Here is a 16,910-nt window from a genome sequence, read left to right on the forward strand (position 1 = left end):
ATGTGGTACTTCTGTCACCCATTATAAACAGCCTTGCAAAAGCTTGTCATTATTTACTTTTTCTCAACATGCTCGTGAATTATGATACCACGCCGCTCCAACGCGCGGAAAATCGTCTGAGGGTCGAACGCATGCTCCGGAATAGTCACCCCGGTGCGCTGCACCTCGCCCTTCGCGATCAGCTCCGCGGCGATGGCCATCGGAATGCCGACGTTCCGGGTGTAAGCCCGGAGTCTCTCCCAGCCCTCCACGGAGCCGTCGGAGGCCGGATGCGTATGCGTTATCGTATGCGTTGCCTGCCGGCCGTCCTTCGTGCCGGATACCTCCACGTGCAGGGAATAGCCGTACAGCTCGGTTTCCTGGCCTTCCTTCGAATTATACAGGTACTGAGCGATCGCATCCATGATGCCGATTTCGGTATCGCCGACGCGGATCGGCTCATTCCGCATGAAGCCCCAGTCGTAGAGCGCACGGACGAGCTGCATGTTCTTCTGCGGCCAAGTGCCCCGCACCTTGATCAGCTTGACGTTCTTAGCGGCTAGCGCCTCCGCCAGCGTCTTCGTCTCCGCGTGCGGAATGATGTACTGCACGTTCTTGCCGTAAGGCTGCGGCAGCTCCACCTCCAGGGGTCTGGCGAACGGCGGCACCTGGACGAATTGCCCGTTCTCGTACACGACGCGTCCCTCCAGATTCGGATCGTACTCGTACGTCGTTGTTTCCGTGATGGACTTGGAGAACGCGATCGGACGGTAAGAGCCGTGGCTCACGCGAACCGTATCCACCTCGTCCAGTTGATTCGCGGCGTGCATCGCCATCATTTGGGTGACGCCCGGCGTCATGCCGAAGCCCGGGATGAACGTTTTGCCATGACGCTTGAACAGCTCGTCAGACGCGTATTCTTCGCCGAAGCCGTTCAGATTCACCCCGTGGCAGCCCGCTTCCGCGATCCAGGCGGTGGACAGACCGTTCAATGTAATGGTCGTGCCGTCCATGACCACATCATAGCCATTCATGAGCAGGACCGTCGCCGCTTTGTCAAAAATGTTCACCTTTACGAAATCCACGCGCGGATCGTTCAGCCAGGCAACCACCTTCAAGCCTTCCTCTTCATTGAAATCCGCTACCGTAATTTGATCGAAGCTTGAGAACTGCACCAAATCAAGAATCGCCTCGCGGCAAATACGTCCTGCACCGCCTAAACAAAATACTTTCATCTCAATTGCCTCCTCGGGAGAATGGATATTAGGGCCAGTTCCCGGTTCTAAACACGCTGCACTTACAGCCAAAAGCGGTTTCGCTCGACAGCCTCGAGCAATCGCTCCATATCTTCCGGACGCACATCGCCGATGTGGCCGATCCGGAACGTCGACGCCGCGGTAATTTTGCCTGGGTAAAGCACGAAGCCTTCCTGTTTCATCAATTGGTAAAATGCCTCAAAGCTGAATTTCTCCGACTCCGGATAATAAAAGGATGTAATAATCGGCGACTGCATCGCCTTCGGCAGCAGCGTCCGGAAGCCCAGGCGCTCCATCCCTTCCACCAGCGTCTGATGATTCCGCGTATAGCGACGTTGCCGTGCGGCGATCCCGCCTTCCTCCTCTAGCTCGCGGAGCGCCTCGTCGAATGCGCGGACGACATGGGTCGGCGAGGTAAAGCGCCACTTGCCGTCCTGCCGCTCCATGGTGTCCCATTGATCGAACAGATCCAGGGACAACGAACGGGCAACGCCTTTGCAGCGCTCCAGCCGCTCCCGGTTCGCCACGATAAATCCGAAGCCGGGTACGCCTTGGATGCACTTGTTGCTGCTGCTGATCAGGAAATCAATATCCAGCTCAGCCATATCGATCTCCACTCCGCCGAAGCTGCTCATCGCGTCGACGATCAAGATCCGGCCGCTCCGCTTAACGGCCTGCGCCAGCTCGGAAAGGGGGTTCAGCATGCCGGTTGTCGTCTCGCCATGGACAAACGCGACGTGCGTAATCGCAGGGTCGGCTGCAAGCGCGGCTTCAACTTCGGCCGGTTCGGCATAGCCCGTCTCGCCCAGATCGAGCACGGTCGTGTCGATCCGCAGCACCTCGGCAATTTGCGCGACCCGCTTGCCGTAAGCCCCGTTGACAAGCACGAGCAGCCTCCCTCCGTCCGGTACGACCGAGCCGATCACGCTCTCCACGGAGAAGGTGCCGCTGCCCTGCATCAGCACGGCGGTGTAACGTCCCGGCTCCGTGGAAGCCAGCTTCGTCAGCTTGGCGCGAATGCCCTGCACCAATTGGTTATACTCCTTGTCCCACGTGCACCAATCCTTCAGCATGGCGGCTTTGACCCGCTTCGTTGTGCTGAGGGGCCCCGGTGTGAGGAGCAAATACGGATTATCCGGCAATTGCAGATCTGTCATATTTGTACTTTCTCTCCTTTTGTTATGGCTATGTAGTGCTCCAACAAGCCGTTCGATCCTTAAGTTGAAGGATGGTCCCCTGCCTGCAAACGGGCATTGACTTCCTCGATTACCGGATCTAACGCTCCGATGCTCTCAATTACATAATGCACTCCCGCCTTGCGGTATCGGCGCTCCACCTCGGCCAGCTTCACAGCCAGCTCGTCCGGATCGCACGCATTCACCTCGGCCTCGCTCATGCCGAGCTCGCTGCCGCCCTTCAGGATGCCGACGGTCCAGGCGCCCGCATTCACGCCTTCCCGGATGTCGCTCAGCGTATCGCCCACCTTAACGATATGCTTCATCGGATAAATGCCGAGACGAATCGCATTCTCGTAGATCATCCATGGATACGGCCGGCCCTGCGGCACTTCGTCCGGTGTAACGAGGCAGTCGGGCACATAGCCCTTGCGCTTCGCCTCCGCCGTTACGGTCCGCATCATCTCCATCGTGTAGCCCGTGGTGGAGCCGATCTTGATCCCTTGCCGGCGAAGCCGGGCTACCTGCTCGATCGCGCCCGGAATCGGGTCCGTATATTCCTTCAGCACCTCGAAAATTTGCTGCTCGAAATCCGCATACAGCGAATGGACGTCCGCTTCCGTCGGCTCTTGCCCGAAGGCCGTCTTCCAAAGGCCCGCCACGCGCTCCATCCTGCAGATCGCCTGCACGTGATCCCACTTCAGGAGTCCCATCGGCTCCCTCGCTTCCTCCATCGTGATGGAAATGCCCCGATTCTTGAAAATATCCACAAATACGGCTACAGGAGCAAAACAGCCGTAGTCGATCGTCGTCCCTGCCCAGTCCAAAATGACACCTTGCACGCGCATAAGTCGCGCCTCCCTTTATTTTTGAATTTGCCAAGCTTCGGTCCGCTTTCTAACGGACTTTACAATCAGTTCATACAAAGCTCGCACGACGATATTCGTCACCACGATTAATGTGGACATGGCGGCCGCTGCGGCGACATCCCCCGCATCGTCCATGTTGACGATCGATACCGAAGCCAGATTGTAGTCGGCGGACCTCAGGAAGATGACCGCGGACACGGTAACCATCGAGTTCACGAAGTAATACATGACGATCTCAATAATGGCCGGCATCGAGAGCGGCACCGTAATCCGCAGGAAGGTCCGGTAGAACGGCACTCGCATCGCATTCGATACCAGCTCGAACTCCTTATCCTGCTTCTTCAGCGAGGCCGTCGCCGTAATGAACGGCACGGAATAGAAATGGATGACGTTGGCGATTACCAAGATCGCTACGGTTCCGTATAATCCGTTCAGCGGATTGTCCGGATGGTTGAAGAAGAAAATATAAGCCAGACCGATGACCATCCCGGGCAGCGCCATGGGCAGGATCGACAGGAAGTACGCAAGCTGCCGCAGTCCCCCGTAGTGCCGCGTCTTCTCGATCAGATAAGCGAAGACGAACGTCACGACCGTTCCGGCCACGGCGGTCAAGAGAGACACCTTGATGCTGTTCCAGAACGGCTCCAGCCCTCCTGCGGCCACCCGCGAGAAGTCGTAATGATTCAGACTCGGCGTAATTTCATACGGCCATACCTTCACGAGCGAAGCGAATACGACGGTAACGAGCGGCAGCAGCAGCGCAATGGCGATGACTGTGCACAGCGTGCCGTAGAGGCGGTCCCGCACCTTCCGCTCTTCCACCCGGTAGCGGGTAGACCGGGCCGACATCATCGCACGCTGCTTCCGCTCGATGATACGGTCGACCGCGAAGGCGATGAAGGCCGGGATCGTGAGCAGAATGCCTACGGTCGCGCCCATCGGCATATTTTGCTGTCCGATGACCTGCTTATAAATGTCCGTCGCGAGCACGTTGTATTGTCCGCCGACCGCCTGAGGCGCCCCGAAGTCCGTGAAGCTGGCTGTGAAGCAGACGAATAACGCGCTGATTAAGCCGTATTTGACCGTCGGCAGCGTCACCGTCAGGAACGTCCGGAGCTTCCCGGCGCCAAGCGTCTCCGCCGCTTCATACAAGCGGTAATCTGACATGGACAATGCCGTGATGAAGATCAGATACGCCTGGGGAAACAGGTAGATGATCTCCGATAAAATAATGCCGACCGGCCCGTACAAATGAATGTCGATACCGAAGGGCAGCAGTCCGAAGAAGCCTTTGGTGACAAGTCCCTGCTTGCCGAATAAGTACGTCAGCGCTATCCCGTGCATCATTGTCGGCTCGAACAACGGGAGCAGCGCCGCATAGCGCAGGACCGCCTTGCCGCGGATCGATGTCCGGGAGATGCCGTAGGCGTAAACGAACGCCAGCAGCGCCGCAATGACGGTCGAAACGACGGAAATGAAAACCGTATTCATGAGCGAAGCGGACAGCGCCGGTGTCGAGAAGTACTTAACGAAATTGGCAAGTCCTGCGAACTCGCCGTCTTTGCCCAGAAATGCCTTGCCGAACAAGAACAGGAGGGGAACGAGAATCGTGAGCAGCAGCGTCAGCACCGCCGCGGCGATCAAGAGCTTCGTCAGCGTATCCTGGCTGAACCCCAACTTACGCTGCTCTAACTTTGCGGGTAACATCCGAACGGCTCCTTTATGCATGGGCTAATGCGGAGGAGGCGAAGGTAACGAGCTTGTCCTCCTGCAGCTCGATGAAAACCGCCGCATTGCGGCTAAGCCTAAGCTGCTCCGCGGCCGGGGCCGGAACGTCGACGGAGAGCACTTGTCCCGCAGCAAGTCTCCCGTCCGGCTCAACGATGAGGGTCAGACGGTAGAAGGATCCGCGGAACTCTGCATGCTTGACAAGCGCCTTGAAGCTTCGTTCGCTTGGGGAAGCCGCTATTCGGATATGCTCCGGTCTGACCGCGATGCGCGATCCCGGTTCCGAGCCGTGCTTCAGGCCGGCCGGATCGATGAAATTGATCGCTCCGATGAAATCGGCAACGAACGGCGTATTCGGCTGCTCGTAGATTTCCTGCGGCGTACCGGTCTGTACGATCTCGGCATTCTTCATTACGACGATGCGATCCGCCATCGTGAGCGCCTCCTCCTGGTCATGGGTCACCATGATCGTCGTAATGCCCAGCCGCTCCTGCAGCTCGCAAATATCCTCGCGCAGCTTCTCCCGTACCTTCGCGTCGAGCGCTGAAAGCGGCTCGTCAAGCAGCAGGAAATCGGGAGAAAGGACGATCGCCCGGGCCAACGCGATCCGCTGCTGCTGCCCGCCGGACAGCTGCGCCGGGTACTTGGCGTGCACATTCTCGAGATCGACGAGAGAGAGTCCTTCCTTGACCTTCTCTTCGATTTCCTTCCTGGAGAAGCCTTTGCCCTGCAGGCCGTACGCCACATTCTGAAATGCCGTCAAATTGGGAAACAAAGCGTACGATTGGAACACCATCCCGATATTGCGGCCCGCGGGAGAGAACGACGTAATGTCTTGTCCGTCTCTCAGGAGCCTCCCCTTTGTAGGCTTCTCCAGCCCTGCAATGATGCGCAGCAGCGTCGATTTGCCGCAGCCGCTGGGGCCGAGCAGGCAGATGAATTCGTTCTTGCGGATATCTAATCGAATATTCTTTAATGCCGTAAACGAACCGAACAGCTTATCAATTCCATCTAAGGTCAAATAAGATGACGTCATATGTGCCTCCTTTGTTTGGTTTCATCTTCGGATGTCATATGTCCATTATAATTTCGATTTGTTAATTCACGGTTAAATGCATGTATATTTTGTGTTATTTATCTTGTTTTAGTTGTTTTTGGTTGCAATAACTTCACTCTCAGCCGACCTGGATAAACGGCTCCGCCGCCCTTGTCTTACAAGGACCGGCGCGTTTATCAACGAAAAAACTGCACGGGACGGTCCCATGCAGCTTTTTCTGCCGCTTGCGGCTGCTTATGATTTCGGTTCGCTTTTGACATTATAACGCTTGTCCCACTCAGCCAGGATGCCGTCCCGGTTCTTCGCGGCATCGTTCAGATCCACTTTGATCAGCTGCTTGAGCGGATCCTTCTCGTAGCCTTCCGGAATGGCATTCGAATCGGATTTGACCGCGAGAATGGCATAATTCTTGTTGTACTCCTTCATCACATCGTCCGTGATCGCCCAATCGAGGAAATCCTTAGCCGCTTGCTTGATCGTCTTCTTCTTCATCAGCGCGTTCGCTTCCACATCCCAGCCGGAGCCTTCCTGCGGGAACACCACCTCAACCGGGGAACCGTTCTTCTTCTCCTGGATCCCGCGATAGCCAAAGGAAATACCGATCGGATATTCGCCTGTGCCCGCCAGCTTCGCCGGCTTGGAGCCGGAATGGACATACATCGCGACGTTGTCATTAAGCTTGTTCATGTAGTCCCAGGCTTTGTCCTTGCCCATCAGCTGGATCAGACCGTTGACGGTCAAGAAGCCCGTACCGGAGGACGAAGGGTTCGGCATCGTGATCATGCCTTTATACTCCGGCTTGAGCAGATCGGCGTACGATTTTGGAATGGCAAGGTTTTTCTTCTCCAGCTCTTTCTTGTTCACGACGATCGCCGTTTCCCAAGCGTCAATGCCAACCCAATGCGGCGTACTGTTCTTGTCCTTGAATTCCGGTTGAATCCGTTCCACGCCCTTTGGCGCATAGCCTTCCAGCATGCTGTTCTGATCCAGCACGAGCAGACTCGTCGCAGCCGTTCCCCAGACGACGTCGGCCTGCGGGTTGTCCTTCTCCGCAAGCAGGCGAGCCGTAATAACGCCCGTCGAATCGCGAACGATGTTAAGCTTTACGTCGGGATATTTTTTCTTATACGAGTCCAAGTAAGCTTTGATTTGGTCGTCTTCGAGTGCGGTGTAGATCGTCAAATCCTTGCTCTTGGTGTCGATGTTCGATTCAGCAGTGGCCGAAGCCTTCCCTGCACTGCCGGATTGCTGCACGCCGGTATCACTCTTGCCGCAGGCGGTAAGAATGGAGAACGTCATCAGACTTGCTGCGATTACAGGTATTAGCTTTTTCATTGCTTCATTTTCTCTCCCTTTAAATCGAATTCTCGTTTGGCCTCACACGTCTAACTATAAGTCCCTTTTGTAAAATACATGTTAAATACACATTAATAAATTGTTTTTATTACTGTTTTAGTTTTATTTACTTTGTTTTATAGAAGTGGGCTCCAAGCTGGGGTACATCGCGTTCTCCGCCTGCTCCTTTGTCGCTCGGTCCTTTACGAGCTCGATGCCGATCAATAGTCCGATCGCATATGCAGGATAAACGGCTACGCCGTCCTTGTCTTACAAGGACCGGCGCGTTTACCAAGGTTGATGCGAAGCTGTAAGTTACGAAAACTTATAAATTCTTATCAACGTAAAAAGGCTGTTCCTTTCCGGCCCATGGACCAGTAAGGAACAGCCTTATGCGAGGGGATATCGCCGAGGGCGAGATCGGTTCTTCACCTGCCGGCGCTACACGCCCGCGGAACGTTTCGAGCTCAGCCTCAGCAGGCCCGCCATCAACAATCCGAATACGGCAGCCGCCCCGCCGATCGTCAGCGTAATATCGGCTCCTGCGGTAACGACGAGACGGGTGAGCGCAATGCCTGCGATCATGAACGAATTCTCGGTGAAATTCTGGATCGCAATCGTCTTGCCCGCTCCGACGAGCGGATGGCCCGCCACCTGCAGCGCGGTATTCATCGGAATCAGGAATAATCCGCCCAGCGCTCCGATCAGCAGCAGCCAGCCCACGGTCACGCCCCAATGCAGCGGGACTAGCGCCAGCAGAATGCAAGCGAACATCGCAAGGCCGTAATACGTCGTTTGGCTCAGCTTGCCGGGACGGGTGAGATAGGGCGCGAGCAGAGCCCCCGCCACGATCCCGATGCCTGTGGAGCCCACGATGGCCGACTGCAGGAACGTATCCTCGATGTACAGCCGCTGCGCAAGCCAGATCAGGAACGTAATGCGCAGCACTGAGGACACCATCCAGAAGGAGCTCGTTCCAATGAGCGAGAAACGCGCTCTCGGATTGGCAAACAGCCGCTTCACATCTCTCAGGAAAGTTTTCGCCGATTCTCCGTACCGCAGGCTCGGATTCGTATCCTCGCAAACAACCCATCGGGTCGCGGCGGCGGAGATCAGGTACAAGATCACGCAAACGGCTAAACCGGCGAGCGGCGTCCGGGACAGGAAGCCCCCGGCTACTGTGCCGAGCAGGATCGCAACGATCGTGCCGGACTCAAGGTACCCGTTCGCTTTCAGCAGCAGCTGCGTATCGCTTCCCGCAATGCCCTTGATCGCCGCATACTTCGCGCAGCCGTACAGAACGGCCCCGATGCCGATGATCATATAGGACCAATGCGGAGGGAGCGGCGTGAATAAGCAAGCGGTGCCCGCCAGCTTGATGAGGCTGCCGATCAGCAGCGTGAAGCCTTTGCTGTTCTTATCGGTGAAGGTACCCACGAACGGCGCGAATACAATGTAGGACAACAGAAATCCCATCTGTACGACCAGCATGCCGGCTTCGGGATTCACCGCTCCCCGCCGGCTTAATAGCCCCAGAATGACGAAGAAAACGACGTTGTCGACAAAAGCGGATAAAAATTGCGAAACATACAGCGACCGCAGCGATCGTTGGATCTCGTTCATGGGCTACGCTCCTTCATCAAGGTGGCTTGGGTCAGACAAGTGACGGCTCCGCCCGTTTCTTCAACGCCACGTAATCGGTCTTGCCGCTTCCAAGCAGAGGCAGCCGCTCCACCCGCTCGATGCGCGAGGGCGCAAGCAGCGGGGAATAGCCGCCCGCAGAGATAAACTGTTTGAAAGAGCCCGGAGCCGCCGCATCCTCCGTCGTGAATAAAACAATCCGCTCCCCCTTGCGCCCGTCACTGACGGACACCGCCGCGAACCCGCCGCCGCCGAATGCCTGCTGTGCCAGCTCCTCCACGAGGTTCAGGGACACCATCTCGCCCCCTACCTTGGCAAAGCGCTTCAGCCGCGACACGATGCGAAGGTAGCCCTCGCCGTCGATCGTCACGACGTCTCCGCAGTCATACCATTCCTCCCGCGGGACGAACCCTTGGCCGTGAATCAGGTACCCCTTCATCAGATTCGGCCCGGACACCTGCAGACTGCCGCCCTCTTCAATGCCCTCCACCTCCTTCAGCCGGTAACGGATCGTCGGAAGCAGCCGGCCGACCGTCCCTTGCTTGCAGCCGAGCGGCGCATTGATGGAAAGCACCGGGGAAGCCTCCGTTGTGCCGTAGCCCTCGAAGATACGGAGGCCGAACTTGGCGCTCCACTGCTCCATCACCTCCGGCTTCAGCTTCTCCGCCCCGGCCACGACGTAGCGCAGCGAGCGGAAATCGTACGGATGGGCCATGCGTCCGTAAGCGGCAAGGAACGTGGACGTGCCGAACAGAATCGTCGCGTTCCGGTCGTAGACGAGCTCCGGGATGATTTTATAATGAAGCGGACTCGGGTACAGAAACACCTTCACCCCAGTCAGCAGCGGCAGCAGCGTGCCTGCGGTGAGTCCAAAGCTATGGAACATGGGCAGCGCATTGAAGAGCGTATCCTTCGCCGTAAAATCGTACAGCGTCCGCGCCTGCTGAATGTTGGCGAACAGATTGCCGTGGCCGAGCACGACACCCTTGGGCTTGTTCTCGCTCCCTGAGGTGAACAGCACGACCTCCCCTGCGCCCTTAACGGCTCTTCTTCCGTCCAACAAATCCAGCAGACCTGCGAGTTTATCGCTCCACCGCACCTGCCCGCGCACATCCTCGAGATACAGCAGCCGGACCCGCTGCTCCAGCGCTTCCGCGAGCGGCCCAAGGTTCGCTTTCTCGATGAACTCCCTCGACGTGACGATTGTCCGGAGGTCCGCCGTTTCGCAGGCGTCCTGCAGGCTCATCTGCCCGGCGGAGAAGTTCAGCATCGCCGGTGTCTTGCCAAGCCGCACTAGTGCAAAGAACGCAATCACGTGGCCGGCCGAGTTCGGCAGCAGCAGCCCGACACGCTCCTGTCCGTGAAGCGGGCGAGACAGCTTCCGGGCGAACAGGTACGCAGCGATGAGCAGCTTGCGGTAAGTCAGCGTCTGCCCCGAGTCGGCGCAAACCGGTAGCCCCCATCCGCTGCGCTTCGCCTGGGCCCGCAGCTCGTCGAACAGGTTCACGTCCGGACGGAGCCGGCTTGTGACGAGCTGCTCCTGCAGCTCGCGCAGGATTCGGTCGGCAGCGCGCTCCTTCTGCACGCGCATAGGTAATTCCGGCTGAGCCTGAAGCTCGAACGCCTCTCCGATATCGATCGTCACTTCAGGAAACCAGACGGTCTTGATTTTATCTCCGATTCGGGACAGCTTGCTCCGCTCGAGCCCGTTAATGGCGATCGGATACAGTCTGGCCCCGGTCCGCAGCGCGATATAGCCGATGCCGGGGTACACCTTCATCAGACCGCCGGTTACGGTGATGCGCCCTTCGGGGAAGATCAGGAGCGGCGTGCCTGCGCGTACGATTCGAACCATCGTCCGGACCGAATAAGGGTTCAGCGGGTCGACCGCAATATGCCGGAACAGATGGACGACGGGTCCCAGCTTCTTTGCGATCCCCGTATTGATGACGAAGGTCAATTCCTTCGGCAGGAACGCCGCGAGCAGCAGCGCATCCAGAAACGATAAATGGTTCGGCATAAGGATCGCCGGACCTTCAAAGCGAAGCCGGCCGAGTCCTGACAGACGCAGCCGGAACAACGCGCGGCCAAGCAAACGAACGATGGCGTACAGCATAACAAGGGCTCCTTCCCCGCCCGGCGTCTCCTTCGTCCGCCGCGGCTCTCTTTGCGTGTATTTCATCCGGAAACACGGTACGAAACACTACTATATCTTTAACCTATTCCGCGGGAGGCGGATCTTGCCACTTCCTTTCGGACAATTCCTCTTAGTACCTGGTTCCATATTTATATTGTGTACCGTCTCAGCTGTTTTCGGATAGTACTAACTTGCCGTAGTACCGGGGAACGAATGCATGAAGGACACGAACGAAAAAAAACCGGCCTCCCGAAGAAGGCCGGTTGCCGCTCCCCTTGCGGCAGGATCAAGGACTGGGGACGGAGATGACGTTCAGTTAAGGGTTGCCCCGTATAATTAATGACCTGCCTCAGCGCCGTCGATATGCTCCAAATAACGGCGCCGGGCGTAAATGATCAGCACCCCGCAGAACACGACCAGCGCCCCGAAGTAGAACGGCACATGGGGGTTAAACCATTCGGCCAGCTTGCCGGCAAGCCAGGAGCCGACCGCTCCTCCCAAGAAACGGACGAAGCTGTAGGCTGCGGAAGCGGTCGACCGTTCGACGGGTGCGGCCAGCATGACGGCCGTGGTGATCAGTGTATTATTGATGCCGAGGAACACTCCGGCGAGGATGACGGCCAGGATGACCGTTGTTTTCGATGAAGTAAACCATCCCATAATTAGCAGATCGGCTGCAAATAAAGTTAGCATCGCCATCATGGAACGGATCGTTCCGAACCGGTTCAGCAGCTTGGGCGCAGCGAAGACCGACGTGATAGCCAGCATGACGCCCCATCCGAAGAAGACGTAACCTAATCCGTGCTCATCCAAATTCATTACGAAAGGCGTGTACGCCATCAGCGTAAAGAAGCCGAAGTTGTACAGCAGCGCGGTCACCGCGAGCGTCAGCAGACCGGGATACTTCAGCGCCCGGAACGGATCCTTCAAGGTGCCGCGGACCTTCGGCTTCGGAACCTTCGGCATAAGCACCATTACAGAGATGAAGCCGATGGCCATCAGTACGCTGACGCCGAAGAAGGGCCCCCTCCAAGAGATGGAGCCAAGCTCCCCGCCCAGCAGCGGGCCAACGGAAATACCGAGACCCAGCGCCGCCTCATACAAAATAATGGCCTTGGCGGTGCCGCCCGAAGACAGCCCGACGATAGCTGAGAGCGCCGTTGCGATGAACAACGCATTGCCAAGCCCCCAGCCGCCGCGGAGCCAGACGATCTGCCAGATACTGCCGGCCGAGCCGCCCAGCGCCGAGAACACGACGATGATCAGCATTCCTGCCAACATCGTCCATTTGGGCCCGATCCGGCTTGACGTCACCCCGGTAATCAGCATTGCCAGCCCCGTAATCAGGTTATAGCTGGAGAACAAGAGAGCCACTTGGCTCGGTGTGGCCTGCAGCTTGCTGGCAATGGCCGGAAGGATTGGGTCGACCAGACCCAGTCCCATGAATGAGATGACACATGCAAAAGCGACCGCCCACACCGCTTTAGGCTGGTGGAAGAGGCCGCCGGAAGAGAGCGGCGATTCAGGCGCCGCCTGTTCTTTGCTTAACATATTCATTCCTCCGAATCGTATGGGTTCAAAGATTTCATTCCTGCTCCGCCTCCGAAGCGAGCCGGGCAAGACCCTTCGTTACCCGATCATGCAGCGACTCCAGTTCGGAACGGACCTCCATAATTTTCTGAGCCTTCCGTTCCAAAAGCTCCAGCTGCTCGGAGAGCATACGCTCCAGCTCCAGCAGCCGGCGCGTCCGGTCTTCCCGGTCCAGCGCGTCCTTATAGCTCTGCCGGCGCTCGCTCAGCTCATCGCTGAACGAGAGGTAGCGCTGCAGATCTTGAAGCGAGAAGCCGAGCACGTCTTTGGCATCGATAATCCGTTTAAGCCTATCGATATGCTCCCGGGTATACAGCCGGACGCCGCCTTCGCTGCGCTGCGGCGCAGCCAGAATGCCGATTTCCTCATAATACCGGATCGTCCGTTTCGTCAGCCCGGTCTCCCTGGCTACGTCCTCGATCTTGAATTGCAGCATCATCAGCCCCCTTCTCCTGTTTCAATACAAATGATTATAGACTTAGTTAACGTTGACGTCAACGTTAACTTTTCATTTCGATTATTAATTGCGATAGCGTCCTCCCGGTATCCGGCGGCCATTCGCACATCCGGCTGCGCCAATAAGAAAAGCTCTGCTTCATCCACCAAGCAGAGCTTCCCCCGTTATTTCGGTTTCGTATTCACCTCGAACATCCAGACCCGGCCGCGGGTATCGAGCCCGTAATCGAAGCCGAGCTGATCCAGCCCCGGGAACGCCCGGCTGAGCAGGGAGGCGGATTGATACGTCAAGCGCTGCATCTCCCGTATCTTACGCGCGGGATTGACCGAAAGCGAACGCCGGATCGCCTTATTGGCTCGAAGCTGAAGGCCGCCCCGGCACAAGTTGGTTACGAACAGGCCCGGACGGGCCAGCCTCCCCACGATCGCCCTGATACGCCAGCGTCCCGACCGCCGGATCGTCTTTACCCGGTAGTCGACGGGTCGGCCCCCGATGGAGGCCAGTTGGATCGCCTGCTGCAGCAGGTACGACCGATGCCGGCGAATCCGGTCCACACGCCTTGCCAGCTCCCGGAACGAGCCGACCCGCTTGATTCGGCCATAATAGTGGCACGAATATCCGCCGCGGTGCTTCCGCAGGAGCATCAGCCCCCGTCCACCCGTGCCTGTCGCAGGCTTCGCCACTACGCTTCCGTAACGGTCCAGCATGTGACGCAGCCGATGTTCGCTGTAACGCTGGGTCTCCGGGATACAGCCGGCAATTCCTTTATGCTTTAACAACACCCCGGTTTTCAGCCACTTATCGGAAATGGTTCTGGGCAACCCCTTCACCTCCTTCGCCTATTGCTAGGTCACTCCTGTCCCTAATACAGTATGCTCCCGTGCACCGGCCATCCTGTATGATTATCCCTTCGGGACAAATTTGGGTACGGCGCTCCGGCTGCACCAGGATAAACGGCTACGCCGTCCTTGTCTTACAAGGACCAGCGCGTTTATCAAGGTTGATGCGAAGCTATAAGTTGTAAAATTTATAAAGTCTTATCAACGCACAAAGACCCTTTCTCCGTCCGGGAAAGGGTCTTTGCGGCGCTCTGGCCCGCTTTTTATTAAGCTTGCTCAAACAAACGCATGTATACTCCGTAGCCTTCCTGCTCCAGCTCTTCCTTCGGGATAAACCGAAGGGCGGCCGAGTTGATGCAGTAACGTAAGCCGGTCGGCGCCGGCCCGTCGCTGAATACATGGCCGAGGTGCGAATCGCCTTCGCGGCTGCGTACTTCCGTTCGGACCATGAAATGGCTGAGATCCGACTTCTCCTTCACGTTCGCAGCTATGATCGGCTTAGTGAAGCTAGGCCAGCCGCAGCCCGAATCGTACTTGTCCAGCGAGCTGAACAAAGGCTCTCCCGAGACGATATCCACGTAGATCCCCTCACGATGGTTGTCCCAAAACTCGTTCTTAAACGGAGGCTCCGTCCCGTTATTCTGGGTGACTTCATACTGCAACGGCGTCAGCTTCCGCTTCAGCGAGCCGAGGTCCTTCGGACCGCGCCAATGCATGTCGATAAAAGCGTCCCGGCCCGAGCCTTTACGGTACATTTTGTAACGGAACGGGTTTTTCTTATGGTAATCCTGGTGGTACTCCTCCGCCGGATAGAACGGGCCGGCCGGAACAATCGGCGTTACGATCGGACGGTCGAAACGGCCGCTTTCCTCCAGCCTGCGCTTTGATGCCTCCGCCTTCTCCCGCTGCTCCTCCGTATGGTAGAAAATCGAGGTCCGGTAGGACGAGCCCCTGTCATGGAATTGTCCTCCTTCGTCCGTCGGGTCGATCTGCTGCCAGAACAGCTCGAGCAGCTTCTCGTAAGGGAAGATGCCCGCATCAAACGTAATTTGCACGGCTTCCGCATGGCCCGTCGTTTCGGAGCATACTTCCTCGTAGGTCGGATTCTCCGTATGGCCCCCCGTATAGCCAGATACGACGCGAATGATGCCCGGCAGCTCCTCGAACGGCGTCACCATGCACCAGAAACATCCTCCCGCAAAGGTAGCCAGCTGAACTTGCTCTACTTGAGCCGATGAACTCATCCCTCATCCCTCCTATAGTTCGGTTCCTTGCCCTAGATGATTTCATTATAGTCCAGGGATCCCCCTTGAAGCCAATGCGCTCCCGCCAGAAGGAGCCGCATATGCCCGCTGAACCTACCGAGCCCCGGGCATTTGCCTCACGCCCACCGTCCGCGCCGCGCATAAGCTATAGCAAATGCTGCTTACACATGAGCGGAGGTGTCCATCTATGGCTTACCGGATCATCGTAGATGTTTCGCAGCGGCGGCTGCATCTGCTGGAGAACGACCGGGTCGTTCAGACGTACCCGATCGCCGTCGGAGCCATGCTGACGCAATCCCCCCAAGGGGATTTCCGGATTATCAATAAAGTACCGAATCCCGGCGGTCCGTTCGGGGTAATGTGGATGGGTCTGTCCAAGCCACACTACGGCATTCACGGCACCAACAACCCGGCATCCATCGGCCATGCGGTCTCCCACGGCTGCATCCGGATGTATAACGCCGACGTGCTGACGCTCGCCCGGCTTGTTCCCATCGGTACACGCGTGACGATTCGTGCTTGACGCTGCCCTATAGACGGCAGCAAGGGGTCTGCATGTCCGGGCATCACCGGCTATTTCGCCCGAAAATGCAGCATAACGAACAGGACACCCGGGTGAGGGTGTCCTACGTTCCGCTGGATGGCGGCTGCCTCGTTCAATAAGTCCGGGCCGTCAGCTGGTCCAAGCTTTTGAACTCATATCCCTGGCTCCGGGCTGCGTCAATAATGCGGCCGAGCGCCTCCGCATTGTCTCTGGATATCGTATGCAGCAGGATGACCGCACCGGGATGGAGCTGCTCCGTGACCTTCTCGTACGCATAACCCGATCCCTTCTGCGCCTTCGTGTCCCAGTCCTTATAAGCGATCGACCAGAATACGTTCGTATAGCCTAGACGGCGGGTCGCCGCGAGCATCCGTTCACTGAATATGCCCCGCGGCGGGCGGAGATACCGCACCTCCTGCTGCCCGGTCAGCCGGATAATCTCGGCCTTCACGGAGTCAAGCTCCTTCTGGATTTGCGCTTCGGATATTTGGGACATGTCGGGGTGGCTCCACGAATGATTGCCGACCAAATGCCCTTCGGCCGCCATCCGCTTCACGAGGTCCGGCTTATCCTTCAAATAATGCCCCGTGACGAAGAAGATCGCAGGAACGCCTTTCTCCTTCAGCATGTCGAGCACCTTCGGCGTATATCCGTTCTCATAGCCGTTGTCGAACGTCAGGTAGAGCTCCTTGCGGCTTGTGTCTCCGAGGAAGATGGCTTCATGTTTCTGCAGCTCTTCCTTGAATCCTTCGTCGTCGATGGACGGAAGCTTATGGTCCACGCTTTTCCTGAACCCAAAATGATGCGGAGTCCCCGTATCTTCCGCCGCCGCAGGCTGCAGTGCCGTTACGTATAACAAAGCGGCGGCGGCCAGAGCGCAGATGCTTTTGCGCATAAGTATCCTCCCTGACTTTATCGTCGTTTTCCCGATTTTGCAGCTTTCCCCAGAACTAATGTCCCACCGCTGCGGTGCGGTTATACGGAATCGTCTTGAATTCTCCGCAGGGCTGAATTATAGTATGTTTACATATTGTCGAA

14 protein-coding genes are annotated in these 16,910 nt (G+C 57.3%); 1 reads left to right on the plus strand and 13 read right to left on the minus strand.

Going from position 1 to position 16,910, the window contains the following annotated elements; all coding sequences use genetic code 11:
• Positions 1–53 precede the first annotated feature (53 nt).
• The 12 genes from O9H85_RS25655 to msrB form a co-directional block, all read right to left on the minus strand.
• Positions 54–1,214 (minus strand): saccharopine dehydrogenase family protein, encoded by a 1,161-nt coding sequence (locus O9H85_RS25655; protein ID WP_269884266.1) that lies wholly within the window; start codon positions 1,212–1,214, stop codon positions 54–56.
• 62 nt (positions 1,215–1,276) lie between these two features.
• The gene (phnW, locus tag O9H85_RS25660; RefSeq protein ID WP_269884267.1) at positions 1,277–2,392 is read right to left on the minus strand and encodes a 2-aminoethylphosphonate--pyruvate transaminase; all 1,116 of its coding nucleotides are present in this window, start codon (positions 2,390–2,392) and stop codon (positions 1,277–1,279) included.
• A 59-nt stretch (positions 2,393–2,451) separates the two neighbouring features.
• Positions 2,452–3,258: a phosphonoacetaldehyde hydrolase gene (gene phnX / locus O9H85_RS25665; RefSeq protein WP_269884268.1), complete on the minus strand. Its 807-nt coding sequence runs from the start codon at positions 3,256–3,258 to the stop codon at positions 2,452–2,454.
• A gap of 15 nt (positions 3,259–3,273) precedes the next feature.
• Positions 3,274–4,986 carry a putative 2-aminoethylphosphonate ABC transporter permease subunit gene (locus O9H85_RS25670; RefSeq protein ID WP_269884269.1) on the minus strand — a complete coding sequence of 571 codons (1,713 nt, stop codon included), beginning with the start codon at positions 4,984–4,986 and terminating at the stop codon, positions 3,274–3,276.
• Between the two features lie 13 nt (positions 4,987–4,999).
• The gene (locus tag O9H85_RS25675) at positions 5,000–6,043 is read right to left on the minus strand and encodes an ABC transporter ATP-binding protein (protein WP_269884270.1); all 1,044 of its coding nucleotides are present in this window, start codon (positions 6,041–6,043) and stop codon (positions 5,000–5,002) included.
• A 255-nt stretch (positions 6,044–6,298) separates the two neighbouring features.
• Positions 6,299–7,399, minus strand: a complete 1,101-nt coding sequence (locus O9H85_RS25680) for a putative 2-aminoethylphosphonate ABC transporter substrate-binding protein (protein WP_269884271.1) — start codon at positions 7,397–7,399, stop codon at positions 6,299–6,301.
• A gap of 441 nt (positions 7,400–7,840) precedes the next feature.
• The gene (locus O9H85_RS25685; protein WP_269884272.1) at positions 7,841–9,022 is read right to left on the minus strand and encodes an MFS transporter; all 1,182 of its coding nucleotides are present in this window, start codon (positions 9,020–9,022) and stop codon (positions 7,841–7,843) included.
• Positions 9,023–9,053: 31 nt separating this feature from the next.
• Positions 9,054–11,156, minus strand: a complete 2,103-nt coding sequence (locus O9H85_RS25690) for an AMP-binding protein (protein ID WP_409348206.1) — start codon at positions 11,154–11,156, stop codon at positions 9,054–9,056.
• Positions 11,157–11,513: 357 nt separating this feature from the next.
• Positions 11,514–12,728, minus strand: coding sequence for an MFS transporter (locus O9H85_RS25695; protein WP_269884274.1), 1,215 nt, complete (start codon positions 12,726–12,728; stop codon positions 11,514–11,516).
• 34 nt (positions 12,729–12,762) lie between these two features.
• A complete protein-coding gene (locus tag O9H85_RS25700; protein WP_333474265.1) occupies positions 12,763–13,206 on the minus strand; it encodes a MerR family transcriptional regulator in 444 nt (147 codons plus the stop codon).
• Between the two features lie 182 nt (positions 13,207–13,388).
• A complete protein-coding gene (locus O9H85_RS25705) occupies positions 13,389–14,054 on the minus strand; it encodes a YheC/YheD family protein (protein ID WP_409348205.1) in 666 nt (221 codons plus the stop codon).
• Positions 14,055–14,329: 275 nt separating this feature from the next.
• On the minus strand, positions 14,330–15,307 hold the full coding sequence (gene msrB / locus O9H85_RS25710; RefSeq protein WP_269884276.1) for a peptide-methionine (R)-S-oxide reductase MsrB: 978 nt from the start codon (positions 15,305–15,307) through the stop codon (positions 14,330–14,332).
• A gap of 208 nt (positions 15,308–15,515) precedes the next feature.
• Here msrB and O9H85_RS25715 point away from each other — a divergent pair, with 208 nt between their 5' ends.
• A complete protein-coding gene (locus O9H85_RS25715) occupies positions 15,516–15,851 on the plus strand; it encodes a L,D-transpeptidase (protein ID WP_269884277.1) in 336 nt (111 codons plus the stop codon).
• Positions 15,852–15,984: 133 nt separating this feature from the next.
• Here O9H85_RS25715 and pdaA read toward each other — a convergent pair whose 3' ends face one another.
• Positions 15,985–16,767, minus strand: a complete 783-nt coding sequence (pdaA, locus tag O9H85_RS25720) for a delta-lactam-biosynthetic de-N-acetylase (RefSeq protein ID WP_269884278.1) — start codon at positions 16,765–16,767, stop codon at positions 15,985–15,987.
• Between the last annotated feature and the right edge of the window lie 143 nt (positions 16,768–16,910).

Origin of the sequence: Paenibacillus gyeongsangnamensis (genome assembly GCF_027533625.1) — a bacterium.
Classification (GTDB): domain Bacteria; phylum Bacillota; class Bacilli; order Paenibacillales; family NBRC-103111; genus Paenibacillus_G; species Paenibacillus_G gyeongsangnamensis.